Raw genomic sequence first — 26,260 nt, forward strand, 5'->3', positions numbered from 1 at the left:
GGAGCCCAAGATGTCGGTCACCGCTGCACCAGACGCCGCCCACCTCACCCACCACGGCGCGGACTTCGAGGCCCTGCGCCGTCAGGATCCCCAGATCGCCGAGGTGATCCTGGGGGAACTGGGCAGGCAGAGCGACAGCCTTCAGCTCATCGCCGCGGAGAACTTCACCTCACCCGCGGTCCTCGCCGCCCTCGGCTCCCCGCTCGCCAACAAGTACGCCGAGGGCTACCCGGGCGCCCGCCACCACGGCGGCTGTGAACTCGTCGACGCCGCCGAGCGGATCGCCGTCGAGCGCGCCATGGCCCTGTTCGGCGCACAGCACGCCAACGTCCAGTCGCACTCCGGCTCTTCCGCCGTCCTCGCCGCATACGCGGCGCTGCTCAAGCCCGGCGACACGGTCCTGGCCATGGGCCTTTCGTACGGCGGCCATCTCACCCACGGCTCGCCCGCCAACTTCTCCGGCCGCTGGTTCGACTTCGTCGGATACGGCATCGACGCCGACACCGGGCTCATCGACTACGAGCAGGTCCGCACCCTGGCGCGGCACCACAGGCCCAAGGCCATCGTCTGCGGCTCGATCTCGTATCCCCGGCACCCCGACTACGCCGCCTTCCGCGAGATCGCCGACGAGGTGGGCGCGTATCTGATCGCCGACGCCGCCCATCCGATGGGCCTCATCGCGGGCGGCGCGGCCCCCAGCCCCGTCCCGTACGCCGATGTGGTGTGCGCCACCACGCACAAGGTGCTGCGCGGGCCGCGCGGCGGAATGATCCTGTGCGGGGCCGAGCTGGCCGAGCGCATCGACCGCGCGGTGTTCCCCTTCACGCAGGGCGGCGCCCAGATGCACACGATCGCCGCCAAGGCCGTCGCCTTCGGCGAGGCGTCGACCCCCGCGTTCAGCGCGTACGCCCACCAGGTGGTCGCCAACGCGCGCGTGCTCGCCGACGGGCTCGCCGCTGAGGGCTTCGCGGTCCTGACCGGTGGCACCGACACCCATCTGATCAGCGCGGATCCGGCCCCACTGGGCGTGGACGGCAAGACGGCCCGCGGCCGTCTCGCCGCGGCCGGACTGGTCCTGGACACCTGCGCACTGCCGTACGGCGACGGACGCGGCATCCGTCTGGGCACCGCGGCGGTCACGACGCAGGGCATGGGCGAGGCCGAGATGGCCCACATTGCCGCGCTGTTCACGGCAGCGATGAGTGAAGAGGGAGAAGGGGCGCGATCGGTCCGTGCGGAAGTACGTGCGCTGGCCGGTGGATTTCCGCCTTATCAGTGGTAGCCGCGAGCCGTGGAACCGTCGCCGTCGCCCGTATGTCCTCAAGCATGTGGCTACCAGAGCTAGGGTGTGTGGCTGAGATGGCCAGCGATTCCTGTGGGGCAGCCCGTGCGTGATTACCTGCTGACGCTCTGTGTCACGGCTGCGGTGACCTATCTGCTGACCGGTCCGGTGCGGAAGTTCGCCATCGCGTCCGGCGCGATGCCGCAGATCCGTGCCCGAGACGTACACCGAGAGCCGACACCGCGACTCGGCGGTATCGCCATGTTCTTCGGTCTGTGCGCGGGACTGCTGGTCGCCGACCATCTGCAGAATCTGAACAGCGTCTTCGAGCTGTCCAACGAACCGCGTGCGCTGCTGTCCGGCGCGGCCCTGATCTGGATCATCGGCGTTCTGGACGACAAGTTCGAGATCGACGCCCTGATCAAGCTCGGCGGCCAGATGATCGCCGCGGGTGTGATGGTGATCCAGGGTCTGACGATCCTGTGGATCCCCGTGCCCGGCGTCGGCGTCGTCGCGCTGACCAGTTGGCAGGGCACGCTGCTGACCGTCGCCCTCGTCGTGATCACCATCAACGCGGTGAACTTCGTGGACGGCCTCGACGGTCTCGCCGCCGGCATGGTCTGCATCGCCGCCGCGGCCTTCTTCCTGTACGCGTACCGGATCTGGTTCAGCTACGGCATCGAGGCCGCCGCCCCCGCGACCCTGTTCACCGCGATCCTGATGGGCATGTGCCTCGGCTTCCTGCCGCACAACATGCACCCCGCGCGGATCTTCATGGGCGACTCGGGCTCGATGCTGATCGGGCTGGTGCTCGCCGCGGCCGCGATCTCGGTGACCGGCCAGGTGGACCCCGACGCCCTGAAGATCTTCGAGGGCAGCACCCGCCAGGCCACGCACGCCGCACTGCCGGTCTTCATCCCGCTGCTGCTGCCGCTGACCATCATCGCGATCCCGGTCGCCGACCTGCTGCTCGCGATCGTGCGGCGTACATGGAACGGGCAGTCGCCCTTCGCCGCCGACCGTGGCCATCTTCACCACCGGCTCCTGGAGATCGGACATTCGCACAGCCGCGCTGTCCTGATCATGTACTTCTGGTCGGCGCTGATCGCCTTCGGCGTGGTCGCGTACTCCGTGCACTCGGCGTCGATGTGGATCGTCCTGCTCATCGTCGCGCTCAGCGCGGTGGGGCTGGTGCTTCTGCTGCTGCCGCGCTTCACCCCGCGCGCCCCGCGCTGGGCGGAGGCCTTCGTGCCGCCCCGCTACCGGCGCCGTGCGGTGCGGCCCGAGCAGGCCGCGCTGCCCGCGCTCGCGGCGGAGGCTCCGCAGGAAGAGCCCGAGGAATGCGCGCCCGTCGCGGCGGGCGTCAACGGCGTCAATGGAGCGACTGCCATCGGCGCCCGTTCGCGCCTCCCGGACCGGAGGAAGGCCGGGACGCGCGGCTGACGCGAGTCACCACATGGGCGCCCAATACCAGACATAAAGGCGCCTTGTCTTGCACACACGCGCGGGGTCCCTCTCATGTGTGATGGTCGGCACACCTCTAGGTAAAGACCTCATCAAATAGTTTGTGATACCGTTCACGAAACCCGGCGACAGAGCCGAAGGGCCGTAGTGCGACGGCCCATTGGCGCGAGGTTCACTCTCGCTCCGGGCCTACGCTCGTCCATGACGACACTCATGCCCCCACCACCAGCGGAGCTGCCGCCATGCGGTCCAATGACGCCCGAACACTCCTTCAAGTTGCCCTGCCCACCGCCGGCGCCGGCGTTCTCGCCGCCGTGATCAGCGGTGTGGTGGCGGGCGGCAAGGGAGCTGTGGGCGCCGTTGTCGCGACGGTGATTGTGATCCTCTTCATGGGGATCGGACTGGTGGTCCTCGAACGGACAGCCAAGTCTCTTCCGCACCTGTTCCAGGGCATGGGTCTCATGCTCTATGCGGCGCAGATTCTGCTGCTGTTCATCTTTGTCGCCGCGTTCAAGAACACCACGCTGTTCAACCCCAAGGCCTTCGCCATCACGCTGGTCGCGGCGACCCTGGTATGGATCGCCGCTCAGACCCGTGCGCACATGAAGGCCAAGCTGCTTTACGTCGAACCCGACCCCTCCTCGAGCGAGAAGCCCGAGAACAAGGGGTCGAAGTCGTGAGGGGTAGGGCCGGTATAAGTGCGCGTTCGCGATCCTGCTATCGTCCGGTGCCAACTGCGGCACTGCGGGCGCGGGCATCTGAGCTGACGCCTGCACAAGCGCGAGGCTCCATGCCTGCCAGCCGCCCCCACATCCGTAACACCTGTCCAGTGCCGATCAGCGGCTGCGCGCCGCGCCGACACAACGAGGTTGCCGTACCTATGCGCCACGCTGAAGGAGCCCGCGGTGAGTGCTGACCCGACGACGGTGCTCGCCTTCGAGACCGACTGCCACCTTTTTGACGGGTGTGGCTTCGATGCTCCGGGCCTGCATTCATTCCTCTTCGAGCCGCTCTTGGGCGACGCCGACGGCAACGGCTTCTACTTCAACAAGCCGATGCTGCTCGCCCTGCTCGGTTCCATCATCGTGGTGGGCTTCTTCTGGGTCGCTTTCCGCAAGCCGAAGATGGTCCCGGACAAGCTGCAGATGGTCGCCGAGGCCGGTTACGACTTCGTACGGCGCGGCATCGTCTACGAGACGATCGGCAAGAAGGACGGCGAGAAGTACGTCCCGCTCGCGGTCTCGCTGTTCTTCTTCATCTGGATGATGAACCTCTGGTCGATCATCCCGATCGCCTCGTTCCCGGTGACGTCGATCATCGCGTACCCGATGGTCCTGGCGCTGATCGTCTACGTCACCTGGGTCTCGCTGACGTTCAAGCGGCACGGCTTTGTCGGCTTCTTCAAGAACGTGACGGGCTACGACAAGACGCTCGGCCCGGTGCTGCCGCTTTCCATGACCATCGAGTTCTTCTCGAACCTGCTGGTCCGCCCGTTCACTCACGCCGTACGACTCTTCGCGAACATGTTCGCGGGTCACACGCTGCTGCTGCTCTTCACGATCGCCAGCTGGTACATGCTGAACGGCATCGGCATCGCGTACTCAGGTGTCTCGTTCGTGATGGTCATCATCATGACGGCCTTCGAGCTCTTCATCCAGGCCGTCCAGGCCTACGTGTTCGTGCTCCTGACCTGCAGCTACATCCAGGGCGCGCTCGCAGAGCACCACTGAGTCCCGCTCATCGACCCCATATTCGTCCGGTGGCCAACCCCCACCGGTCCGTAAAGAGAAGGAAGAACTGGCATGTCCCAGACCCTCGCTGCTGTTACTGGTGACCTCGGCTCCGTCGGTTACGGTCTTGCGGCCATCGGCCCCGGCGTCGGTATCGGCATCATCTTCGGTAACGGCACCCAGGCCCTGGCCCGTCAGCCCGAGGCCGCCGGCCTGATCCGCGCCAACCAGATCCTCGGCTTCGCCTTCTGTGAGGCGCTGGCCCTCATCGGCCTCGTCATGCCGTTCGTCTACTAAGACGAACGACAAGACGACCGTCCCTTTCGACGAAAGGCACTGATGTGAACACCGCTCTGGTTTTCCTGGCGCAAGAGGGTGAGAAGGAGAATCCCCTCATTCCGCCGTGGCCCGAGCTCGTCATCGGCCTGATCGCCTTCGTCATCGTCTTCGGTTTCCTCGCCAAGAAGCTCCTCCCGAACATCAACAAGGTTCTGGAGCAGCGCCGAGAAGCCATCGAAGGTGGCATCGAGCAGGCCGCTGCGGCCAAGGTCGAAGCCGAAAGCGTGCTCGAGCAGTACAAGGCTCAGCTCGCCGAGGCCCGCCACGAGGCAGCCCGGATGCGCCAGGAGGCCACCGAGCAGGGTGCCGCGATCATCCAGGAGATGAAGGCGGAAGGCCAGCGGCAGCGTGAGGAGATCATCGCTGCCGGTCACACCCAGATCGAGGCCGACCGCAAGGCCGCTGCCGCGGCGCTGCGCCAGGACGTAGGCAAGCTCGCCACCGAACTGGCCGGCAAGCTCGTCGGTGAGTCCCTCGAGGACCACGCCCGGCAGAGCCGCACCATCGACCGCTTCCTCGACGCACTCGAGGACAGCGCTTCGAAGGCAGAGGCCGGGCGATGAACGGAGCGAGCCGCGAGGCACTGGCTACCGCACGCGAGTCCCTTGACGCGCTGACCGACAACACGTCGGTCGACGTGGCAAAGCTCGCCGAGGAGCTGGCCGCCGTCACCGCGCTGCTCAACCGTGAGGTGTCGCTGCGTCGGGTCCTGACCGACCCGGCGCAGGCCGGCGAGGCCAAGGCCGAGCTGGCGGGACGCCTGCTGCGCGGTCAGGTGGGCGGCGAGACCGTCGACCTGATCTCCGGCATGGTGCGTTCCCGCTGGTCGCGGTCGCGTGACCTGGTCGACTCGGTCGAGGAGCTGGCGGCCTCCGCCGAGCTCACCGTGGCCCAGCGGGCCGACGCGCTCGACGATGTCGAGGACGAGCTGTTCCGGTTCGGCCGGATCATCGACTCCGCCAAGGACCTGCGGTCCGCGCTGACCGACAAGTCGGCACCGGCCTCCGCCAAGGGTGAGCTGCTGCGCAGCCTGCTCGGCGGCAAGGCCAACCCGGTCACCGAGCGTCTGGTCGTCCGTCTTGTCACCCAGCCCCGGGGACGTAGCCTGGAAGCGGGACTCGAGTCCCTGTCCAAGCTCGCCGCGGCGCGCCGGGACCGGATGGTCGCCGTAGTCACCTCGGCGGTGCCGCTGACCGACGAGCAGAAGCAGCGCCTCGGCGCCGGTCTTGCGCGGATCTACGGCCGCCAGATGCACCTGAACCTCGACGTGGACCCCGAGGTCCTCGGCGGGATCTCGGTGCGTGTCGGTGGCGAGATCATCAACGGCAGCATCGCGGAGCGTCTCGACGAGGCAGCCCGCCGTATGGCCGGCTGACCAAGCCAGTAACTGAACAAGCAGTACGAGCGGCCCGGTTGGGCCGTGCAGAGATTGCAGAAGATTCCTGGGGGTCGCCCCCAGACCCCCTAAGAAACTTCGGGCCCAACAAGGAGAGCAGGGAACCCAGATGGCGGAGCTCACGATCCGGCCGGAGGAGATCCGGGACGCGCTGGAGAACTTTGTCCAGGCGTACAAGCCGGACGCGGCCTCGCGCGAGGAGGTCGGCACAGTCAGCCTTGCCGGCGACGGCATCGCGAAGGTCGAGGGTCTTCCCTCGGCCATGGCGAACGAGCTGCTGAAGTTCGAGGACGGCACCCTCGGTCTCGCCCTCAACCTCGAGGAGCGCGAGATCGGCTGCGTCGTTCTCGGCGAGTTCAGCGGTATCGAGGAAGGCCAGCCGGTCACCCGCACCGGCGAGGTCCTGTCCGTCGCAGTAGGCGAGGGCTACCTGGGTCGCGTCGTCGACCCGCTCGGCACCCCGATCGACGGCCTCGGCGAGATCGAGACCGACGGACGCCGCGCCCTCGAGCTGCAGGCCCCTGGCGTCATGGTCCGTAAGTCGGTGCACGAGCCGATGCAGACCGGCTACAAGGCTGTCGACGCCATGGTGCCGATCGGCCGCGGCCAGCGTCAGCTGATCATTGGTGACCGTCAGACCGGCAAGACCGCTCTGGCCGTCGACACGATCATCAACCAGCGCGACAACTGGCGCTCGGGCGACCCGAAGAAGCAGGTCCGCTGCATCTACGTCGCCATCGGCCAGAAGGGCTCCACCATCGCGTCCGTGCGCGGTGCGCTGGAGGAGGCAGGCGCCCTCGAGTACACGACGATCGTCGCGGCTCCGGCGTCCGACCCGGCCGGCTTCAAGTACCTCGCGCCGTACACCGGCTCGGCCATCGGCCAGCACTGGATGTACCAGGGCAAGCACGTCCTGATCATCTTCGACGACCTGTCGAAGCAGGCCGACGCCTACCGCGCCGTGTCGCTGCTGCTGCGCCGCCCGCCGGGCCGCGAGGCCTACCCGGGCGACGTCTTCTACCTGCACTCGCGTCTGCTGGAGCGCTGCGCCAAGCTCTCCGACGACATGGGCGCCGGTTCGATGACGGGTCTGCCGATCGTCGAGACCAAGGCGAACGACGTGTCGGCGTTCATCCCGACCAACGTCATCTCCATCACCGACGGCCAGTGCTTCCTGGAGTCCGACCTGTTCAACGCCGGCCAGCGTCCGGCCCTGAACGTCGGTATCTCGGTCTCCCGTGTCGGTGGCTCCGCCCAGCACAAGGCGATGCGCCAGGTTTCCGGCCGTCTGCGTGTGGACCTCGCCCAGTACCGCGAGCTGGAGGCGTTCGCCGCCTTCGGTTCCGACCTGGACGCGGCCTCCAAGGCGCAGATGGAGCGCGGCAAGCGCATGGTCGAGCTGCTCAAGCAGCCTCAGTACCAGCCCATGCCGATCGAGGAGCAGGTTGTCTCCGTCTGGGCCGGTACCACCGGCAAGATGGACGACGTCCCGGTCCAGGACATCCGCCGCTTCGAGAGCGAGCTGCTCGAGCACCTGCGCCGTGAGCGCAAGGAGCTGCTGACCAGCATCGCCGAGGGCGCCAAGATGTCGGACGACACCCTGCAGTCCATCGGTGACGCGATCGCCGCCTTCAAGCGTCAGTTCGAGACCTCGGACGGCAAGCTTCTCGGCGAAGACGCGCCGGTCAGCACGGCCAAGTGACGACGGAAGGGACCTGACTCATGGGAGCCCAGCTCCGGGTCTACAAGCGTCGCATCAAATCCGTCACCGCGACCAAGAAGATCACCAAGGCGATGGAGATGATCGCCGCCTCGCGCATCGTCAAGGCGCAGCGCCACGTGGCGGCCTCCACGCCGTACGCGACCGAGCTCACCCGCGCGGTGACCGCGGTGGCGACCGGGTCGAACACGAAGCACCCCCTCACCACCGAGGCGGAGGCTCCGGTCCGCGCCGCGATCCTGCTCGTCACGAGCGACCGCGGTCTGGCCGGCGGCTACTCCGCCAACGCCATCAAGGCGGCGGAGCAGCTCACCGAGCGGCTCCGCGGCGAGGGCAAGGAGGTCGACACGTACATCGTCGGCCGCAAGGGTGTCTCGTACTACGGCTTCCGTGAGCGCAAGGTCACGGAGTCGTGGACCGGCTTCACGGACAACCCGACCTACGCGGACGCCAAGAACGTCGCGGGGCCGCTGATCGAGGCCGTCCAGCTGGACACGGCCGAGGGCGGCGTGGACGAGCTCCACATCGTCTTCACCGAGTTCATCTCGATGCTGACGCAGACGCCGGTGCAGAACCGGCTGCTGCCCCTCAGCCTCGAGAAGGCGGCCGAGGAGGCGGGTACCAAGGGCGAGATCCTGCCCCTGTTCGACTTCGAGCCGTCGGCGGAGGACGTCCTCGACGCCCTGCTGCCGCGGTACGTCGAGAGCCGGATCTACAACGCGCTGCTCCAGGCCGCTGCTTCCAAGCACGCTGCCACCCGCCGCGCGATGAAGTCGGCGACCGACAACGCCGGGGAGCTCATCAAGAGCCTCTCCCGGCTTGCCAACGCGGCCCGCCAGGCCGAAATCACCCAGGAAATCAGCGAGATCGTCGGTGGCGCCAACGCCCTGGCCGACGCGACCGCGGGGAGTGACAAGTAATGACGACCACTGTTGAGACGGCCGCCGCCACGGGCCGCGTCGCCCGGGTCATCGGCCCGGTCGTCGACGTGGAGTTCCCCGTCGACGCGATGCCGGAGATCTACAACGCGCTCACCGTCGAGGTGGCCGACCCGGCGCTCGACGGCGCCCTGAAGACGCTGACGCTCGAGGTTGCCCAGCACCTCGGCGAGGGCGTGGTCCGCGCGATCTCGATGCAGCCCACCGACGGTCTGGTCCGCCAGGCCGCGGTGACCAACACCGGCGCGGGCATCTCCGTCCCGGTCGGTGACATCACCAAGGGCAAGGTGTTCAACACCCTCGGTGAGGTCCTGAACGTGGACCCGTCCACGGTCGAGATCACCGAGCGCTGGCCGATCCACCGCAAGGCCCCGAACTTCGACCAGCTCGAGTCGAAGACCGAGATGTTCGAGACGGGCGTCAAGGTCATCGACCTTCTCACCCCGTACGTCAAGGGTGGAAAGATCGGTCTGTTCGGTGGTGCCGGTGTCGGCAAGACCGTTCTGATCCAGGAAATGATCTACCGCGTCGCCAACAACCACGACGGTGTGTCGGTGTTCGCGGGGGTCGGTGAGCGTACCCGTGAGGGCAACGACCTCATCGAGGAGATGACCGAGTCCGGCGTCATCGACAAGACGGCGCTTGTCTTCGGTCAGATGGACGAGCCCCCGGGCACCCGTCTTCGCGTCGCGCTTGCCGGTCTGACCATGGCGGAGTACTTCCGCGATGTGCAGAAGCAGGACGTGCTCTTCTTCATCGACAACATCTTCCGGTACACCCAGGCCGGCTCCGAGGTGTCCACCCTGCTCGGCCGTATGCCGTCCGCGGTGGGTTACCAGCCGAACCTGGCCGACGAGATGGGTCTGCTGCAGGAGCGCATCACCTCGACGCGTGGTCACTCGATCACCTCGATGCAGGCGATCTACGTCCCCGCGGACGACCTGACCGACCCGGCCCCGGCCACCACCTTCGCCCACCTCGACGCGACGACGGTTCTCTCCCGTCCGATCTCCGAGAAGGGCATCTACCCGGCCGTGGACCCGCTGGACTCCACCTCCCGGATCCTGGACCCGCGCTACATCGCGCAGGACCACTACGACGCCGCCACGCGCGTCAAGGGAATCCTGCAGAAGTACAAGGACCTCCAGGACATCATCGCGATCCTCGGTATCGACGAGCTGGGCGAGGAGGACAAGCTCGTTGTCCACCGTGCCCGTCGCGTCGAGCGCTTCCTGTCGCAGAACACCCACGTGGCGAAGCAGTTCACCGGCGTGGACGGTTCGGACGTTCCGCTCGAGGAGTCGATCGCCGCGTTCAACTCGATCTGCGACGGTGAGTACGACCACTTCCCCGAGCAGGCGTTCTTCATGTGCGGTGGCATTGAGGACCTCAAGGCCAACGCCAAGGAGCTCGGCGTCTCCTGAGTCTGCTGACTCGTGGAGGGGGGCGGGTGCGTCCCGCCCCCCTCTTCTCGCCCATGCTGCATCTCCCGGGGGACAACCCCCGGACCCCTGGCCGAAGGGCCCGGGGCGGGCGCCGTCGTTCTGGCGCCCGGAGCGCTATTAGACTTATGACCCAACACCCGGCAGAACCGCCGGGTGGTGACCCGAGGAGCCAACCTTGGCTGCTGAGCTGCACGTCGAGCTGGTCGCCGCGGACCGGCAGGTCTGGTCCGGCGAGGCCACCCTGGTCGTCGCGCGCACCACGTCCGGCGACATCGGCGTCATGCCCGGTCACCAGCCGCTTCTCGGTGTGCTGGAGTCGGGCCCGGTGACCATCCGTACGAGCGAGGGCGGAACTGTCGTCGCCGCTGTGCACGGCGGTTTCATCTCGTTCGCCGACAACAAGCTGTCGCTGCTGGCGGAGATCGCCGAGCTGGCGGACGAGATCGACGCCCGGCGCGCCGAGCGTGCGCTGGAGCGCGCCAAGTCGGACGAGGACGACGCCGCCGAGCGGCGCGCCGATGTCCGGCTGCGTGCGGTGGCGGTGCGCTGAGCACCCCGCCGACAGTCGTAGCCCTCAGCCGCGGCCCGGGCTGGATTCCTCCAGACCGGGCCGCGGCTGAGGCGATGCAGGTGCAGGTGCACGTGGGAATCCGTTACGGGACGATGCGAGGAGGTCGGTGGACATGTTCCTCGCTCTGCTTGTGAGCGCCCTGGTCGTCGTCACACTGGTGGGGATCGGGCTGTTCGTCTTCGGACTGCGCCGACGGCTGATCCAGCGTTCCGGCGGCACCTTCGACTGCAGTCTGCGCTGGAACGTCCCGGAGGAGACGGACCTCTCCGGCAAGGGGTGGGTGTACGGCGTCGCCCGCTACAGCGGTGACCGGATCATGTGGTTCCGGGTCTTCTCGTACGCTCCCCGTCCCCGCCGTGTCCTCGAGCGCTCCGCCATCGAGGTCGTGACCCGGCGTACGCCCGAGGGCGAGGAGGAGCTGGCGCTGCTCTCCGACGCGACCGTGCTGGGCTGTGTCCACCGCGGGACGCGGCTGGAGCTGGCGATGAGCGAGGACGCGCTGACCGGTTTCCTCGCCTGGCTGGAGGCGGCCCCGCCCGGCCAACGAGTCAATGTGGCTTAAATAGGCTGTCTCGTTGGTTGGGGGTCCCCCCGGACGAAGTCTGGGGGAGAGTCAATGTGGCTTAAATAGGCTGTCTCGTTGGTTGGGGGTCCCCCCGGACGAAGTCTGGGGGAGGGTGAATGTCGCCTGAGAGTGTGACGAAGCCCGGGAGATCGAGTCTCCCGGGCTTCGCTGTGCGCAGCGTCAGTTCAGACCGCTGTTGATCGCGCCGACGAGCTCCCCGTTCGTCGTGTCACCGCTGAACTCCCAGAAGAACGCGCCTCCCAGGCCCTGCCCCTTCGCCCAGCTCATCTTCGAGGTGACCGTGGCGGGGGTGTCGTAACTCCACCAGTTGCTGCCGCACTTGGCGTACGCCGTACCCGCGATGGTGCCGGTCGACGGGCAGGTGTTCTTGAGGACCTTGTAGTCCTCGATGCCCTGCTCGTACGTGCCGGGAGCGGGCCCTGTCGCGGTGCCGCCAGGCGTCGCCTGGGTGACTCCGGTCCAGCCGCGTCCGTAGAAGCCGATGCCCAGCAGCAGCTTGGCGGACGGCACGCCCTTCGCCTTGAACTTGGCGATCGCCTCGGCGGAGTTGAATCCCGCCTGCGGGATGCCGGGGTACGAGGTGAGCGGGGAGTGCGGGGCGGTCGGGCCCTGAGCGGCCCATGCGCCGAAGAAGTCGTACGTCATCACGTTGTACCAGTCGACGTACTGCGCCGCGCCGCCGTAGTCGGCCGCGTCGATCTTGCCGCCGGACGAGGCGTCGGCGGTGACGGCCGCGGTGACCAGGTTGTTCGCACCGAACTTGGCGCGCATCGCCTGCATCAGGTTCTTGAAGGCGGCGGCGCCGCTGGTGTCGCAGGACAGGCCGCAGGCGTTCGGGTACTCCCAGTCCAGGTCGATGCCGTCGAAGACATCGGCCCAGCGCGGGTCCTCCACCAGGTCGTAGCAGGACTGCGCGAAGGCCGCCGGGTTTGCCGCGGCCTGGCCGAAGCCGCCGGACCAGGTCCAGCCGCCGAACGACCAGAGCACCTTGATGTGCGGGTACTTCGCCTTGAGCTTGCGCAGCTGGTTGAAGTTGCCGCGCAGGGGCTGGTCCCAGGTGTCGGCGACGCCGTCGACGGACTGGTCGGCGGTGTACGCCTTGTCGTAGTCGGCGTAGGAGTCACCGATGGCGCAGCGGCCGCCGGTCACATTGCCGAAGGCGTAGTTGATGTGGGTGATCTTCGACGCGGAGCCGGAGGTGTCCAGGTTCTTCACGTGGTAGTTGCGCCCGTAGACGCCCCACTCGGTGAAGTAGCCCAGCTTGACCGTGGAGCCGGGCCCCGGGTCGCCGCCACCGCCGGTGGTGCGCACCGCGCGGGCTCCGCTGACCGGTCCTGTCTGGTCGGCGGTGTCACGTGCCTGGACGGTGTACGAGTAGTCGGTGCCGGCGCTGAGGCCGGTGTTCGTGTACGTCGTGCCGGTCACCGTCGCGATCCGGGCGCCGTCGCGCAGTACGTCGTAGTTCTTGATGCCGTTGTCGTCGGTGGCGGCGGTCCAGCTCAGCGCCACCGAGGTGTCGGTGATGTTGCTCGCGGACGGGGTGCCGGGGGCGGAGGGCGGGTTGTCGCCGGGGACGCTGCCGCCGTCGCACGACGCGCCGTTGAGCTTGCAGCCCGAGGGGGCGCCGGAGCCGCTGCCGTTGAAGCCGAAGGAGACCGAGGCGCCGGGGGCCAGCGTGCCGTTCCAGCTCTTGTTCTTGCCGGTCCAGTGGGTGCCGGAGCTGGTGACGTCGGCGTCCCAGGCGGAGGTGACGACGGTCCCCGAGGGGTAGTCCCACTCGACGGTCCAGGAGCTGAGGGAGGTGGTGCCGGTGTTCTTCACCGTCCACTTGCCCTCGAAGCCCGTGCCCCAGTCCTGGACCTTGGTGTAGGTGGCCGTGGCGGATGTGGCGGCTTCGGCGGGCGCTGCGAGGCCGACCATGGCGGCCAGGGGGAGGAGCAGCGCGGTCAGTGCCGCGACGGCTCTGGATCTGACTCTGAATCTGGTTCTGTGCAGTGGGGGTTGCGTGTTCACGGGTGCTCCTCGAGGAGGTCCGGGACGTTCGGGGGATGGTCCGTGCACTGCGCACCCTGCGTGGCTCAACGCAGTGTGTGTGCGGTGAGACTAGGAAGGTCTGGACCAATCGTCAATAGGTCCAGACCATAGGTGTGAGGGGGGGAGAAGGGAAAGTCAGATACCCAACTCCTGTGCCAGGACTGCCGCTTGGACCCTGCTGCGCAGCTCCAGCTTGCCCAGCAGCCTGCTCATATGGGTCTTCACCGTCGCCTCCGCCATGTCGAGACATACGGCGATCTCGGCGTTCGACAAGCCCTGGCCGACGCACGACAGCACCTCGCGCTCGCGCCGGGTGAGCGCGTTGAGCACCGCGGGGTCGGGCGCGTCCGGTCTGCGTACGGGCGTCGGTGCGGCGAACTCCGCGATCAGACGGCGCGTGACGGCGGGCGCGATCAGACCCTCGCCGCGCGCCACCGTGCGTACCGCCTGCAGCAGATCCGCCGCGTCGGTGTTCTTCAGCAGAAAGCCCGCGGCGCCCGCTCGCAGCGCCCCGAAGACGTACTCGTCCAGATCGAAGGTGGTCAGTACGAGTACGTCGGCGAGCTGCTCCGAGACCACCTGCCGGGTGGCCGACACCCCGTCCAGACGCGGCATCTGAATGTCCATCAGCACCAGATCCGGACACAGTTCGCGGGCCAGCCGCACCGCTTCCTCGCCGTCCGCCGCCTCGCCCACGACCTCGATGTCCGGTGCGCTGCGCAGGATGAGGACCAGACCGGCGCGTACGGCGCTCTGGTCCTCCGCGACCAGTACCCGGATCGTCATGCCCTGCCGTTCCCTTCGTCGACGGGCAGTTCGGCCCGCACCCGCCAGATCTTGCCGTTGCCGTCCCCGTCGGTCACCGGTCCCGACTCGAACTGTCCGCCCAGCAGCGCCACTCGCTCCTTCATCCCGACCAGACCGGCCCCCGAGCCGGGCGCCCGTGGCCCGGGCCGGTCGCCGAACGGGCTGGTCACCTGCACCGTCAGCGTCCCCTCGTGCTGGGCCAGAGCGACCCTGACCCGGCCCGGCGACGCGTGCTTGAGGGCGTTCGTCAGCGACTCCTGGATGATGCGGTACGCCGCAAGCTCGACCGGCGCCGGAAGCGCGAGGCCCGCCTCGCGGGCGTCGTCGAGCCCGAACTCCAGACCGCTGGCGGCCCCGTTGGTGCCCGCCTGGCCGAGCAGCGCGTCCACACCGGCCAGTGTCGGGGCGGCCGCCGTAGCCGTACCGCCCCCGCTGTCCCGCAGCAGTCCGATCAGCCGGCGCATCTCCGCGAGCCCGTCGACGCTGTTCTCGCGAATCACCCCCAGTGCCTCTCGCGAGGTCTTCGGATCGTCGAGGGAGAGCGCGGCGGTGGAGTGGATCGCGATCGCCGAGAGATGGTTGGCGACCATGTCGTGCAGCTCGCGGGCCATCCGGGCGCGCTCGGCGGTCACCGCCTGGGTGCGGTCGATCTCGGCGAGCAGGGCCGTCTGCTCGGCGCGCAGCTGCGCGGCCTCTGCGGCGTCGCGATGGGTGCGTACGCTCACGCCCGTCCAGGCCGGGGCCACAGTGATCACCGCGAAGACCAGGCCCAGCAGAACGGCCTGCGCGTCCTGGAAGACGACGAGCGCGGTGACCGTCACGGCGGCCGTGGCCACCATGGACACGGCGGGGATACGGCGTGCGGCTGCGGGCTTGCCGTACAGCACGGCCGCGTAGACCAGATCCGTGAACATCGCGATGGTCGCGACATTCCCGTCGGTGAACTGGTCGGCGAGCATCGCCGCGCAGCCGATGGCCAGCGCGGTGTTCGGCATGGTCCGGCGCAGCAGCTCCGCCCCGCTCATCACCGCCAGCGGCAGCAGCAGGAGCCACCGCGGATCGACGCCGTGTCCACTGCGGGTGTCCAGTCCCAGCGCGTAGAGCACCAGGCCGCCGAGGAATCCGGCCACGGCGATGAGCACGTCGTCGCGGTGCGGGCGGGTCGGAGCGGTCACGCACCCATCAAACACGGCGGACTGCCCGCGGGCCTCCACGTCCGGGGTGATGGCCCGGTACATCGAAGGATGCAGTGCCACCTCGTCACTGGCGACGACGATCGACGGCCCGGCGGGCGGGAGGCTTAGGGGGTGTCCGGCGGATCAGGCTGGATCCGCCGGACACCCCCTAGGGGAACCGAAAGGAGAGTGCCGTGATCGTCACGCTGATCGTGATCTGTGAGGTCGGCTTCTGGGTCCTGCTGGCAGCGGGACTCGCCACGCGCTATCTGCTGAAGATGCCGCGGCTGGGCGCGGGCCTGCTGCTCCTGGAGCCGCTGCTGGAGGTCGTCCTGCTCGTCGTGACGGCGATCGACCTGAAGAACGGCGCCGAGCCGGACTTCAAGCACGGGCTCGCCGCGCTGTACATCGGCTACACCGTCGCGTACGGCCACTACACGATCAAGTGGATCGACGGGCACGTCGCCCACCGCTTCGCGGGCGCCCCGCTGCCGCCGAAGCCGCCGCGCTACGGAGTGGCCCGGGCCAAGCACGAGGGGAAGCTGTGGCTGCGGACCGTGCTGGCCGCCGCGGTCGCCGTCGCTCTGCTGCAGATCGCGATCTGGTACGTCGGCGACGCGAGCCGGACCGGTTCGCTCAGCTCCTCGCAGTTCGCGGCCCTGCGGGCCGCCGGGATCCACGGCCTGATCGCTCTCGCGTACACGATCTGGCCGAAGAAGGCCCCGGCGGACTCCGAGCCCGAGCGCGAACCGGTCCGGGTCGACCGCTAGCGCTCGCCGCCCGGCACCCAGAGCACGTCCCCGACCTCCTTGTTCGCGGTCCTCGCGAGGATGAACAGGAGGTCGGAAAGCCGGTTGAGATAGGTGGCCGTCAGCGGGTTCATGATGTCGCCGTGCACCTCCAGCGCCGCCCATGTCGAGCGCTCCGCGCGCCGTACGACCGTGCAGGCCTGGTGCAGCAGGGCCGCCCCCGGCGTACCGCCCGGCAGGATGAAACTGCGCAGCTTCTCCAGCTGCTCGTTGAAGCGGTCGCAGTCCGCCTCGAGACGGTCGATGTAGAACTGCTCGACCCGCAGCGGCGGGTACTCCGGCTCCTCGACCACCGGTGTCGACAGATCCGCACCCACGTCGAACAAGTCGTTCTGCACGCGGACGAGGACCTTCACAAGCTCTTCCGGCAGCTGCCCCAGCGCGACGGCCGTGCCGAGGACGGCATTGGCCTCATTGGCGTCGGCGTACGCGGCGATCCGCAGATCGGTCTTGGCGGTGCGGCTCATATCGCCCAGGGCGGTCGTGCCCTGGTCGCCGGTGCGGGTGTAGATGCGCGTGAGATTGACCATGAGGCCGAGCCTACGCCGCGGCCGCAAGCCGGGCGAAGTGGCTCATGAAGCGCTCAATTACGCGGTACGGGCCGCCTGATGGGCCGTACCGGTGTGATGTCCGTCATCCGAGACGTGACGCGCATCTCTTCACCGCCACAGGGCACCTCACGAGCGCTAACCTCCGCCGGAGAGCAGAAATGTAAACGGGTGTTAAGGGGTGCCGCAGTGGCCAGGAAGCTCGCCGTCATCGGGGCCGGACTCATGGGGTCCGGCATCGCGCAGGTCTCGGCCCAGGCGGGCTGGGAGGTCGTGCTGCGTGATGTCACCGACGCGGCTCTGACCCGTGGCACGGACGGCATCAAGGCCTCGTACGACAAGTTCGTCTCCAAGGGCAAGCTCGAAGCGGCCGACGCCGAAGCGGCCTTGGCGCGCATCACCACGACCACCGATCTGGACGGCGCCGCCGACGCGGACATCGTCGTCGAGGCGGTCTTCGAGAAGCTCGAGGTCAAGCACGAGATCTTCCGTACGCTCGACAAGCTCGTACGGGAGGACACCGTCCTCGCCTCCAACACCTCCGCCATCCCGATCACGAAGATCGCCGCGGTGACGGAGCGTCCGGACCGTGTAGTCGGCGCGCACTTCTTCTCGCCCGTCCCCATGATGCAGCTGTGCGAGCTGGTGCGCGGCTACAAGACGAGCGACGAAACCCTCGCCACCACGCGGGAGTTCGCCGAGTCCGTCGGCAAGACCTGCATCGTCGTCAACCGCGACGTCGCCGGGTTTGTCACCACCCGCCTCATCTCGGCGCTGATCGTCGAGGCCGCGAAGCTGTACGAATCGGGCGTCGCGTCCGCCGAGGACATCGACATCGCCTGCAAGCTGGGCTTCGGCCACGCCATGGGGCCGCTCGCCACCGCCGACCTGACGGGCGTGGACATCCTGCTGCACGCCACGAGCAACATCTACACCGAGTCCCAGGACGAGAAGTTCGCCCCGCCGGAGCTGATGCGCCGGATGGTGGACGCCGGTGACATCGGACGCAAGAGCGGGCAGGGCTTCTACAAGCACTGACCCTCATCGACCGGTTTGGTATCACCCCGAGGGGTGAATTCGGTATCGGTTCGCTTACAAAGCGCAACTGCTGCGCCCATGCGGGAGTCAGTTGTTGCAGAACTTGAAGAGCGAACCAGCAGAGCAAACCAGAAGAGATCACAGGGCACTGACGCACTCACGGGGAGCGCATATGCACATCAGGGGCGACCACGCCGAGCTGGTCGTCGGGGGCCGCCTCGACGTCCGCAGCGCGGCGGACGCCCGTACGGTCCTGCACTCGGCCGTCGACGACGGAGACGGCGACCTGGTGCTCGACCTGACCGACCTCGACTCCTGGGACGCCACCGGACTGGGAGTCATCATGGGCGCGCACCGCAGAGCCGGCCGGTGCGGTCGCCGGCTGGTGCTGCGCGGCGTACCGCCTCAGATGCAGCGACTGCTGGTCGCCACCCGGCTGCACCGGATTCTTGCCATCGAAGGCGGCATCGCGGCCGAATCGCTCCCCCGGGTGTGAACCGTGCGACGCTCGCAATCCTCATGAGACTGTGACGTCGCGGACGGGGCAGTACCCCGCCCCTTTGTAGATACTGAGCGAAGGTCTAAGGTTCGGTCGCCCGGCGAATTGAAAGACCCAGCGGCGGGCACCGGACCGAAGCGACAGCGGGGCGTGCAGAAAGGCCGGAGGGACAATCCGCACGCGACTCCGCCACCGGAACTCGAACAACATCGGCGGGGACGAAGCTCAGCGAAGCGCATCTGGGGGGCTTGGACCATGGACAACGACAGTTTCGGCGATGGCGCGGGCCAGGCCCGGCCCCCGCGCGACACCGGCGCCCCGGACTTCAAGAAGTCGGCGTCGGCGCCCGCGCGCACCTTCCAGCTCGTGGCGGGCGACTTCCTGCTCACCGTCAACCCCGTCGACGGCAGCGAGATAGAGCCCTGCCCGCCGGGGCAGCTGCCCACCCGGCCGGGCCGGCACAGCGAGGCCGAGCGCACCGAGCGGCAGCGCGCGGCGCAGCCGCCCGTACCGGCCGGGCCTCCCGCACCGCGGCTGCCGCTGCTCGAGCGCGGCGAGGAGCGCGAGCGGCTGGTACGGCTGCTCGGCCACGGCCGCTCGGTCCGGCTCACCGGACCCGCGGGCTCCGGGCGCAGCGCCCTGCTCGACATCGTCGCCGAGGACTGCGCGAACCTCGCGCCCGACGGAGTCGTACGCCTCAGCGGCCACCACCGCACCCCCACCGAACTGCTCCACGAGCTCTTCGCCGCCGTCCACAGCGCTCCGCTGTACCGGCCCGACCGCGCCGCGCTGCTCGAACACGTCAAGGACATCGGCGCGATCGTCGTCCTCGACGACCTGGAGTTCGGCGGCGCCGCCCTCGGCGAGCTGCTCGACGCCGCGCCCGAGTGCGCCTTCCTGGTCGCGGCCACACCCGATGTCGCCGCACCCGCGGCCGACTCGCACCTCGAAGAGGTCTTCCTCGCCGGACTGGGCCGAAGCGCCTCGCTGGAGCTGCTTCAGCGCACCGTGGAGCGGCCGCTCACCGAGGACGAGTCGAACTGGGCGGGCGACCTCTGGTTCGAGTCCGAGGGCCTGCCGCTGCGCTTCGTCCAGGCGGGCGCGCTGCTGCGGCAGTGCGACAGCCTGCGCACCGACCCGGAGACCCTCGACGACTACACGCCCTTCGACGGCGTCCAGGAAGTCGAGGTACCGCTGCCGACGCTGGGGGAGGGGGCCGCGCCGGCTGCCCTGCTCGCCTCCCGGCTGAGCGAGTCCGCCCGCGAGACCCTGCGCTTCGCGGTCGCGCTCGGCGGCGAGGTACCGCACCAGGCGCATCTGCCGGCGCTCGTGGGCGACACCCACGCGGACGCCGCGCTCGGCGAGCTGATGAGCTGCGGCCTGCTCTCCCCGGTCGGTACGCGCTACCGGCTCGCGGCCGGTGTGATGGCGCAGCTGACGGAGAAGGGCTACGCCGACGAGGCGACCGCCCATGCCCACACCGCCGCCCAGCACTACGCCTGGTGGGCCGGGCACCCGTCCGTCACCCCCGAGCGGGCTGTGGCCGAGGCGGACGCCGTTCTCGCCGCGCTCGGCATGCTGGTGCCGGGCCTTGAGGCCGGACATCCCAGCGCGGCCGTCCTGCTCGCCCGCAGCGCGGCGCCGGCCTTCGCGGCGGGCCTGCACTGGAGCGCCTGGGAGCGGGCCCTGCGGGCCGGCTCCGAAGCGGCCCGTATCGCGGGGGAGGTGGCCGAAGAGGCGTACTTCCACCACGAGCTGGGCGTTCTCGCGCTGTGCACCGGAAACCTGGACCGGGCGCGTGCCGAGCTGGAGACCTCCATCGGCATGCGCGGCGCGCTCTCCGACAAGCGCGGAACCGTCGCGGGACGCAGGGCGCTCGCGCTCGTCGAGGACCGCTCGGGCGGGCCCGTCGTCGCGGCACGTACCCCGGCGGGCGAGGAGGTACCGGCCGCGCGTTCCGAGCAGTCGGCGTCGCCGCCCGGAGGCGTACTGGCGCCCGTGCTGCCGCTGGGCCGCGGCATCGGACCCGGCCCGGGAGCCGTGGGAGCGCCGAAGGAGGACGAGGAGCCCGCGACGCTGCTGGCACGGCAGACGCCGGCCGGGGGCGGCGTGAAGCCGAGCCGCCGCCGTGCCGTCTTCGGCGGCGCACGGCGCAACCTGGTCGCCGCGGGCGCGGGCGCACTGCTCGCCGCGGTGCTCGGCACGGTGGTGACGCTCGGGGCGACCTCTGACCAGCAGGACCCGCCGAGCAACAAGGTCAGGAACGGCCAGTCCGCGAACGAGGACGACGGCAGCGACGGCCTGGACGCGGACGTGCCCGCGGACGGCTCGACCAACAGCCCGGGCGGCGGGCCCGCGGACGACCCGAAGAACCCGGACCCGGTGACGCCGGGGGCGAGTTCGTCGACGGGCGACGCGGCGACGCCGGAAGGGCGGCCGTCGTCGAACGCGTCGACGCCGGGCGGGAGACCTTCGACATCGGGCAAGCCGCCGACGCCGACGAAGTCCTCGACGACCAAGCCGACTTCGCCCCCCTCGTCGTCTTCGCCGACCCCGACTCCGACGACCACGCCGCCTGCCAGCTCACCGCCGCCGTCCTCGTCCCCGCCCCCGGCGGGCGGCGGAGAGGGAAGCTCGGCCAGCACCCCGATGACCAGCAGCGCCGCCCCCTCGGACTCCGGCAGCGCACCCGTCATCTGACCGCGTCACCACACACCACGGCCCCGGACCGCCTCGCCGTCCGGGGCCGTACTCGTGCCACAGGCTCAGGCGGCCTCAGAACAGCCGCAGCTTGTCGTCCTCGATGCCCCGCAGCGCGTTGTAGTCCAGCACCACGCACCCGATTCCGCGGTCCGTCGCCAGCACCCGCGCCTGCGGCTTGATCTCCTGCGCCGCGAACAGGCCTTTCACCGGCGCCAGATGCGGGTCCCGGTTCAGCAGTTCCAGATAGCGCGTGAGCTGTTCGACCCCGTCGATCTCGCCGCGCCGCTTGATCTCGACGGCCACTGTCCCGCCGTCCGAGTCGCGGCACAGGATGTCCACCGGGCCGATGGCTGTGGGGTATTCGCGCCGGATCAGGCTGTAGCCCTCGCCCAGTGTTTCGATCCGGTCCGCGAGCAGTTCCTGCAGATGCGCTTCCACGCCGTCCTTGATCAGGCCGGGGTCCACGCCCAGTTCGTGCGAGGAGTCATGGAGGATTTCCTCCATCGTGATGATCAGTTTCTCGCCCGCTTTGTTGATGACGGTCCAGACGCTGTCGTCACCCTCCTTGAGTGTGCAGGGAGGGGACATCCAGTTCAGGGGTTTGTACGCCCTGTCGTCCGCGTGGATCGAGACGCTGCCGTCGGCCTTGACCAGGATCAGACGGGGAGCGGAGGGCAGGTGGGCGGTGAGCCGGCCCGCGTAATCCACGGAGCAGCGGGCGATGACAAGACGCATGGTCGGCAACGCTACTCGACGCGGACCGGTGCGCGCGATTCTCCCACCCGTAGCCCACCGCCACCCTCGTGCGAGGCCGTTCGCGCTGCCTGCCCCTTTTCGCCCTGTTCGGTATTGGCCGGTTGTGCTCCCAATCTCCTGGTGCCCTCCGGACGGCGCACTTACCGTGTAAGCGGGAGGTTGTCGGTCATGCACTCTGCGTCGTCGTGCGTCGTTCGTACGACGTCGTTGTCCGTCGTCCTCCTTCCCTGCCCGTAAGACCCCGTTCACCGGGGTCGCGAGAGGAGAACCCATGTCGCTCGACGTCTCACCGGCGCTGTTGGAACAGGCCGAGCGAGGCGAGGTCGACGAAGCTGCATTCGTCGACTGCGTCCGGACCTCCCTGCCCTTCGCATGGGAGATGATCAGTTCTCTGGTGGCTCAGCTGAAGGTGGACGGCGGCGACTTCGCCGACAACCAGACGCCGCCGCCGGACGAGCAGGCACGTGGTCAGCTGCTGCGTGCGCTCGCGAGTGACGCCATTCGCGGTGCGCTCCAACGGCACTTCGGGGTGCGCCTCGCATTCCAGAACTGCCACCGCGTCGCGGTGTTCCCGCTGGACTCCTCGGTCGACGAGCGGCTTGCCCGCTTCACTTCCATACGGGGCCAGTTGCTCAACCAGTCGCCCGAACTGCGCGACTGCTGACGTCTTTTGCTGCCGCTCCGCATCGCGGGAGGTGCTACAGATGTCGGAGCGGCAGCACCTCCCGTGCGGTGGCGAAGCGCCGGTCAGCCGAGCAGAGGCAGCACTTCCGTGCCGAGCCGCCGCACGTTCTCCTCGGTGGCGGCGAGGTCGCCGGAGCCCTCGGCGAGCAGGGCGAAGCGGGTGATCCCGGTGCGTTCCGCGGTGGCCGCGATCCGGTCCGCGGCGAGCCGGGGCGGGCCCACCGGGTGCAGCCCGCACAGCAGTTCCGTGTATGCCACGGGGTCCCGCATGGCGCGGGGGCGCCCGTCGACCGTCACATGGGCGTCCAGGCCCTGCTTGAGCCAGCCGGGCATCGTCTTGACCAGAGTCTCCGTGGCCTCGGCCGTGCGGTCGTCGATCTGGACCACTCCGGCCGACACATGTCCGGCGTTGCGGACCTCCTCGGGCGGATGTCCTGCGGCGAGCGCGTGCGTACGCCAGAGTGCCACCATGTCCGCCTTCTCCCCGTCGTCGCAGTGCATCCCGAGCAGCATCGGCAGTCCGTGCTCGGCGGCGAGCTTCACGCTCTTCGGGGACGTGCAGGCGACGATCACCTCGGGGCCCTGGGCGGGGCCGCCGATCAGCTCGTCCGGCCTTGGTACGACCGGGACTTCACGGAAGGTGAATCGTTCCCCGCGCGCCGCGACGCGGGGTTCGCGCAGCCAGCGCAGCAGCAGGTCCAGGGATTCGGGAAAGTCCCTCTCGTACGCGGCGAGACCCGTGCCGAAGACCTCCAGATCGACCCAGGGGCCGCCGCGGCCCACGCCGAGCGAGAACCTGCCTCCGCTGGTGAGATGCAGCAGCGCCGCCTGCTCGCCCAGCGCCACGGGATGGGCGTTCGGCAGCACGCTCACGGCCGTGCCGACGCGGATCCGCCTGGTACGGCCGAGCAGCAGGGCGGCGAGCGTCACAGCCGACGGACAGACGCCGTACGGCACGAAATGGTGCTCGGCGAGCCAGACCGAATCGAGCCCGGACTCCTCCGCGACCTCGGCGGACCGCACCGCTCGGTGCAGAGCCTCCCCCTGCCCCTGGCCCGGGAATTGGGCAGCCAGTACAAAAGTTCCCACGCGCATCGCCTATTGCCTCCTTGCGGCCGACGCGTCACTCCCCCTACCGGCAACAACGTCTGACACGTGCCAAAGGCACGGCCAATCGTGAAGTTGTTGCGATTTTCCGGTAACTGCCCCCTGTGGGTGTCCCGGTCTCACGCCGTGCGTTACGTGTACCCCTGACAGCGGCCCGTAGGCTGGAGGGGAACTGTCCGGACTTGCCCCGTGAGGTGTCACGTGTCCCCGCGCCGCAACCGCCCCCGAGGCGGCGAGAAGCCGACCGAGCATGCCAGCGAGCCGGGCGAGAGGTACGGCGGCTTCGGCCGGAGCGAGTCCTGGCAGGGCGAGGACTGGGCGGTCCGCCATGTCGCGGGCGCAAGTGCCGCGGGCAAGAGGTATCGCTGCCCGGGCTGCGACCAGGAGATCCCCTCGGGGGTGCCGCATGTGGTCGCCTGGCCGGAACACGGCGGCGGCGTGGAGGACCGGCGGCACTGGCACAAGGCGTGCTGGAACGCGAAGGACCGCCGCACCACGCGGGTGCAGCGGTCCCGTAACGCGCCCAGATACTGAAGAGCAGTCGGACGCCGGAGTGGTCGGGCGCCGGAGCAGGCGGACGCCCGAGCGGCCCGAGCGGTCAGACGTCGCGCTTCTGGAGCGAGAAGAAGGCGCCGGCCATCGCCACCGCCGTCACCCCGATCAGGATCCACAGCGGGGTCCAGCCGGTGGGGCCCGTGTCGGTGAGCGCGGCCTCGCTGTAGAACGCGATGAGCAGGCTCGGGATCGCGTAGTCCAGCAGAGCCCGCTGTACGTCCTTGAGCGCTTCCGAGAACATGAACATGGCGGCCACCAGCGGCAGCAGCATCACGCCGATCATGATCGTGATCGCGCCGGCCGAGTGCCGGATGATCGTGCCGATGGCGAGGGCCAGCAGCCCGAGGACGGCGACGAACAGGCCCACGCCCACCGTCGCGCGGAACCACTCCTCGCCGGTCGACTCACGGCCGGTGGTCACGATGCTGTTCTGCAGCGCGCCGACGAGCCCGGCGAGCACCGTGGTCAGGGTGAAGACGAGCACGAAGAAGACGAGCGCCTTGGCGGCGAGCACCCGCGCGCGACCCGGGCACGCCGTCAGCGTCGTACGGATCATGCCGGTGCCGAACTCGGACGCGATGGTCAGCACGCCCAGCGTGACCACGCAGATGGAGCCGAGCAGGACACCGTAGAAGCCGAGGAAGAGGGGCGACTGGTCGCCGAGATCGGCCTCCGAGGCGGAGGCGGCCACCGCGGCCAGCACGCCGAGCCCGATCATCAGCACGATCATGACGCCGAGCGTCCACATCGTGGAGCGTACGGAACGGATCTTGGTCCACTCGGAGGCGAGGGCGTCGCCGAGGTGGGCACTGCGCACGGGGATCGGCGAGGAGTATGTCCCGGCGGGCGCGCCGTGCTGCTGGTACGTCGCCTGCTGCTGGTACGGGGTGCTCATCGGGCGTCCTCGGGCTTGGTCAGGTCGGCGGGGGCGGGGGCGGCGGCCGGGGGCATCACGGGCGGGGCGGCAGGCGCGGGCGCACCGCCGGGAGCCACGGGCGCGGCGGCGTAGGGGTTCTGTCCCGGCTGGGGCGGCGGCGGGGCGTACCAGCCCTGCTGAGGCACCTCGGGGATCTGCGGCATCGGCGGGGCGTACCCGACCGGCTGCTGCTGCATCAGGCCGGACTTCTGGTCGGCCGTCGAGCGGTAGTCGACCGCGCCCTGCGTCATCCGCATGTACGCCTCTTCCAGCGAGGCCTGGTGCGGCGACAGCTCCCACAGCCGCACGTCCGCGGAGTGCGCGAGATCGCTGATCTGCGGCAGCGGCAGTCCGGTCACGCGCAGCGCGCCGTCCGGCTCCGGCATGACCTGTCCGCCCGCCTCGGTGAGCGCGGCCGAGAGCTTCTCGCGCTGCTGCGGCTCGGTCTGCGGCGTACGCACCCGGGCGAAGTCGGCGGAGTTGTGCGAGATGAAGTCCTTGACGCTCATGTCGGAGAGCAGCTGTCCGCGCCCGATCACGATCAAGTGGTCGGCGGTGAGCGCCATTTCGCTCATCAGGTGCGAGGAGACGAAGACCGTACGGCCTTCGGAGGCGAGCTGCTTCATGAGATTGCGGACCCAGAGGATGCCCTCCGGGTCCAGGCCGTTGACCGGCTCGTCGAAGAGCAGGACCTGCGGGTCGCCCAGCAGCGCGGCCGCGATGCCGAGCCGCTGGCCCATGCCGAGCGAGAAGCCCTTGGAGCGCTTCTTGGCGACCTCCTGGAGACCGACGACCCCGAGCACCTCGTCGACCCGGCGGGCCGGGATGCCGGAGAGCTGCGCCAGCGAGAGCAGGTGGTTGCGCGCGCTGCGGCCGCCGTGGACGGCCTTGGCGTCGAGCAGGGCGCCGACCTGGCGCGGCGCGTTCGGCAGCTGTCTGAAGGGGCGGCCGCCGATGGTCACCTTGCCCTCGGTGGGCTGGTCGAGCCCGAGGATCATCCGCATGGTGGTCGACTTGCCCGCGCCGTTGGGGCCGAGGAACCCGGTGACGGCACCGGGCCGCACCTGGAAGGAAAGGTTGTACACGGCCGTCTTGGCGCCGTAGCGCTTGGTCAGGCCGACTGCCTCGATCATTCTGCAGCCCCATCGACTTTCGGGT

The 26,260-nt window shown here is 69.1% G+C and carries 26 protein-coding genes; 18 read left to right on the forward strand and 8 right to left on the reverse strand.

Annotation, left to right across the window (positions count from 1 at the left end; genetic code table 11):
• Nucleotides 1-10: 10 nt before the first annotated feature.
• From glyA to OOK40_RS29510, 12 genes are all read left to right on the forward strand, one after another.
• The gene (gene glyA / locus OOK40_RS29455; protein WP_266487465.1) at nt 11-1,282 is read left to right on the forward strand and encodes a serine hydroxymethyltransferase; all 1,272 of its coding nucleotides are present in this window, start codon (nt 11-13) and stop codon (nt 1,280-1,282) included.
• A gap of 105 nt (nt 1,283-1,387) precedes the next feature.
• Entirely contained in the window at nt 1,388-2,725 is a 1,338-nt protein-coding gene (locus tag OOK40_RS29460; protein ID WP_266487466.1) for an MraY family glycosyltransferase, read from the forward strand.
• Between the two features lie 263 nt (nt 2,726-2,988).
• Nucleotides 2,989-3,426, forward strand: coding sequence for a hypothetical protein (locus tag OOK40_RS29465; RefSeq protein ID WP_266487467.1), 438 nt, complete (start codon nt 2,989-2,991; stop codon nt 3,424-3,426).
• 225 nt (nt 3,427-3,651) lie between these two features.
• Complete coding sequence (atpB, locus tag OOK40_RS29470) at nt 3,652-4,476, forward strand: F0F1 ATP synthase subunit A (protein WP_266487468.1); 825 nt, start codon at nt 3,652-3,654, stop codon at nt 4,474-4,476.
• A gap of 72 nt (nt 4,477-4,548) precedes the next feature.
• A complete protein-coding gene (gene atpE / locus OOK40_RS29475; RefSeq protein WP_142213658.1) occupies nt 4,549-4,773 on the forward strand; it encodes an ATP synthase F0 subunit C in 225 nt (74 codons plus the stop codon).
• A 44-nt stretch (nt 4,774-4,817) separates the two neighbouring features.
• The gene (locus tag OOK40_RS29480) at nt 4,818-5,378 is read left to right on the forward strand and encodes a F0F1 ATP synthase subunit B (protein ID WP_266487474.1); all 561 of its coding nucleotides are present in this window, start codon (nt 4,818-4,820) and stop codon (nt 5,376-5,378) included.
• Entirely contained in the window at nt 5,375-6,190 is an 816-nt protein-coding gene (locus tag OOK40_RS29485) for a F0F1 ATP synthase subunit delta (RefSeq protein WP_266487475.1), read from the forward strand. The genes OOK40_RS29480 and OOK40_RS29485 overlap by 4 nt, the downstream gene beginning before the upstream one ends.
• 130 nt (nt 6,191-6,320) lie before the next feature.
• The gene (gene atpA / locus OOK40_RS29490; protein ID WP_266487476.1) at nt 6,321-7,913 is read left to right on the forward strand and encodes a F0F1 ATP synthase subunit alpha; all 1,593 of its coding nucleotides are present in this window, start codon (nt 6,321-6,323) and stop codon (nt 7,911-7,913) included.
• Nucleotides 7,914-7,933: 20 nt separating this feature from the next.
• On the forward strand, nt 7,934-8,851 hold the full coding sequence (locus tag OOK40_RS29495) for a F0F1 ATP synthase subunit gamma (protein ID WP_266487477.1): 918 nt from the start codon (nt 7,934-7,936) through the stop codon (nt 8,849-8,851).
• On the forward strand, nt 8,851-10,293 hold the full coding sequence (atpD, locus tag OOK40_RS29500) for a F0F1 ATP synthase subunit beta (RefSeq protein WP_266487478.1): 1,443 nt from the start codon (nt 8,851-8,853) through the stop codon (nt 10,291-10,293). The genes OOK40_RS29495 and atpD overlap by 1 nt, the downstream gene beginning before the upstream one ends.
• Nucleotides 10,294-10,489: 196 nt before the next feature.
• Complete coding sequence (locus OOK40_RS29505; protein ID WP_266487479.1) at nt 10,490-10,864, forward strand: F0F1 ATP synthase subunit epsilon; 375 nt, start codon at nt 10,490-10,492, stop codon at nt 10,862-10,864.
• 133 nt (nt 10,865-10,997) lie between these two features.
• On the forward strand, nt 10,998-11,447 hold the full coding sequence (locus OOK40_RS29510) for a DUF2550 domain-containing protein (protein ID WP_266487480.1): 450 nt from the start codon (nt 10,998-11,000) through the stop codon (nt 11,445-11,447).
• A 183-nt stretch (nt 11,448-11,630) separates the two neighbouring features.
• Here OOK40_RS29510 and OOK40_RS29515 read toward each other — a convergent pair whose 3' ends face one another.
• The 3 genes from OOK40_RS29515 to OOK40_RS29525 all read right to left on the reverse strand — a co-directional run bounded on the left by OOK40_RS29515 (nt 11,631) and on the right by OOK40_RS29525 (nt 15,487).
• A complete protein-coding gene (locus OOK40_RS29515) occupies nt 11,631-13,391 on the reverse strand; it encodes a glycoside hydrolase family 18 chitinase (protein WP_266487738.1) in 1,761 nt (586 codons plus the stop codon).
• 249 nt (nt 13,392-13,640) lie between these two features.
• Nucleotides 13,641-14,291 (reverse strand): response regulator transcription factor, encoded by a 651-nt coding sequence (locus tag OOK40_RS29520; protein ID WP_266487481.1) that lies wholly within the window; start codon nt 14,289-14,291, stop codon nt 13,641-13,643.
• Nucleotides 14,288-15,487 (reverse strand): sensor histidine kinase, encoded by a 1,200-nt coding sequence (locus OOK40_RS29525; protein ID WP_266487482.1) that lies wholly within the window; start codon nt 15,485-15,487, stop codon nt 14,288-14,290. Before OOK40_RS29525 ends, OOK40_RS29520 begins: the two co-directional genes overlap by 4 nt.
• A 194-nt stretch (nt 15,488-15,681) precedes the next feature.
• On the opposite strand from OOK40_RS29525, the gene OOK40_RS29530 reads away from it, so the two are divergent.
• Nucleotides 15,682-16,257, forward strand: a complete 576-nt coding sequence (locus OOK40_RS29530; RefSeq protein ID WP_266487483.1) for a hypothetical protein — start codon at nt 15,682-15,684, stop codon at nt 16,255-16,257.
• Here the strand turns inward: OOK40_RS29530 and OOK40_RS29535 are convergent.
• On the reverse strand, nt 16,254-16,826 hold the full coding sequence (locus tag OOK40_RS29535) for a cob(I)yrinic acid a,c-diamide adenosyltransferase (protein ID WP_266487485.1): 573 nt from the start codon (nt 16,824-16,826) through the stop codon (nt 16,254-16,256). The two genes, OOK40_RS29530 and OOK40_RS29535, sit on opposite strands and share 4 nt — an antisense overlap.
• Nucleotides 16,827-17,033: 207 nt before the next feature.
• On the opposite strand from OOK40_RS29535, the gene OOK40_RS29540 reads away from it, so the two are divergent.
• From OOK40_RS29540 to OOK40_RS29550, 3 genes are all read left to right on the forward strand, one after another.
• Nucleotides 17,034-17,882 (forward strand): 3-hydroxyacyl-CoA dehydrogenase family protein, encoded by an 849-nt coding sequence (locus OOK40_RS29540; RefSeq protein ID WP_266487486.1) that lies wholly within the window; start codon nt 17,034-17,036, stop codon nt 17,880-17,882.
• Between the two features lie 172 nt (nt 17,883-18,054).
• Nucleotides 18,055-18,378, forward strand: a complete 324-nt coding sequence (locus OOK40_RS29545; RefSeq protein WP_266487487.1) for an STAS domain-containing protein — start codon at nt 18,055-18,057, stop codon at nt 18,376-18,378.
• Between the two features lie 258 nt (nt 18,379-18,636).
• Nucleotides 18,637-21,081 (forward strand): ATP-binding protein, encoded by a 2,445-nt coding sequence (locus tag OOK40_RS29550; protein WP_266487489.1) that lies wholly within the window; start codon nt 18,637-18,639, stop codon nt 21,079-21,081.
• 75 nt (nt 21,082-21,156) lie between these two features.
• Here the strand turns inward: OOK40_RS29550 and nucS are convergent, their stop codons facing one another.
• Nucleotides 21,157-21,819, reverse strand: a complete 663-nt coding sequence (nucS, locus tag OOK40_RS29555; protein WP_266487490.1) for an endonuclease NucS — start codon at nt 21,817-21,819, stop codon at nt 21,157-21,159.
• A 292-nt stretch (nt 21,820-22,111) separates the two neighbouring features.
• Here nucS and OOK40_RS29560 point away from each other — a divergent pair, with 292 nt between their 5' ends.
• Nucleotides 22,112-22,504, forward strand: a complete 393-nt coding sequence (locus OOK40_RS29560; protein ID WP_266487491.1) for an SCO5389 family protein — start codon at nt 22,112-22,114, stop codon at nt 22,502-22,504.
• 83 nt (nt 22,505-22,587) lie between these two features.
• Here OOK40_RS29560 and OOK40_RS29565 read toward each other — a convergent pair whose 3' ends face one another.
• A complete protein-coding gene (locus tag OOK40_RS29565) occupies nt 22,588-23,619 on the reverse strand; it encodes an LLM class flavin-dependent oxidoreductase (RefSeq protein WP_266487493.1) in 1,032 nt (343 codons plus the stop codon).
• A 213-nt stretch (nt 23,620-23,832) separates the two neighbouring features.
• Here OOK40_RS29565 and OOK40_RS29570 point away from each other — a divergent pair, with 213 nt between their 5' ends.
• Nucleotides 23,833-24,165, forward strand: a complete 333-nt coding sequence (locus OOK40_RS29570; protein ID WP_266487495.1) for an ATP/GTP-binding protein — start codon at nt 23,833-23,835, stop codon at nt 24,163-24,165.
• A gap of 64 nt (nt 24,166-24,229) precedes the next feature.
• Here the strand turns inward: OOK40_RS29570 and OOK40_RS29575 are convergent, their stop codons facing one another.
• Together OOK40_RS29575 and OOK40_RS29580 are read right to left on the reverse strand one after the other, a co-directional pair.
• Complete coding sequence (locus OOK40_RS29575; protein ID WP_266487496.1) at nt 24,230-25,081, reverse strand: ABC transporter permease subunit; 852 nt, start codon at nt 25,079-25,081, stop codon at nt 24,230-24,232.
• Nucleotides 25,078-26,235, reverse strand: a complete 1,158-nt coding sequence (locus OOK40_RS29580) for an ABC transporter ATP-binding protein (protein ID WP_266487497.1) — start codon at nt 26,233-26,235, stop codon at nt 25,078-25,080. Before OOK40_RS29580 ends, OOK40_RS29575 begins: the two co-directional genes overlap by 4 nt.
• Between the last annotated feature and the right edge of the window lie 25 nt (nt 26,236-26,260).

Origin of the sequence: Streptomyces sp. NBC_01481 (assembly GCF_026339995.1) — a bacterium.
Lineage (GTDB): Bacteria > Actinomycetota > Actinomycetes > Streptomycetales > Streptomycetaceae > Streptomyces.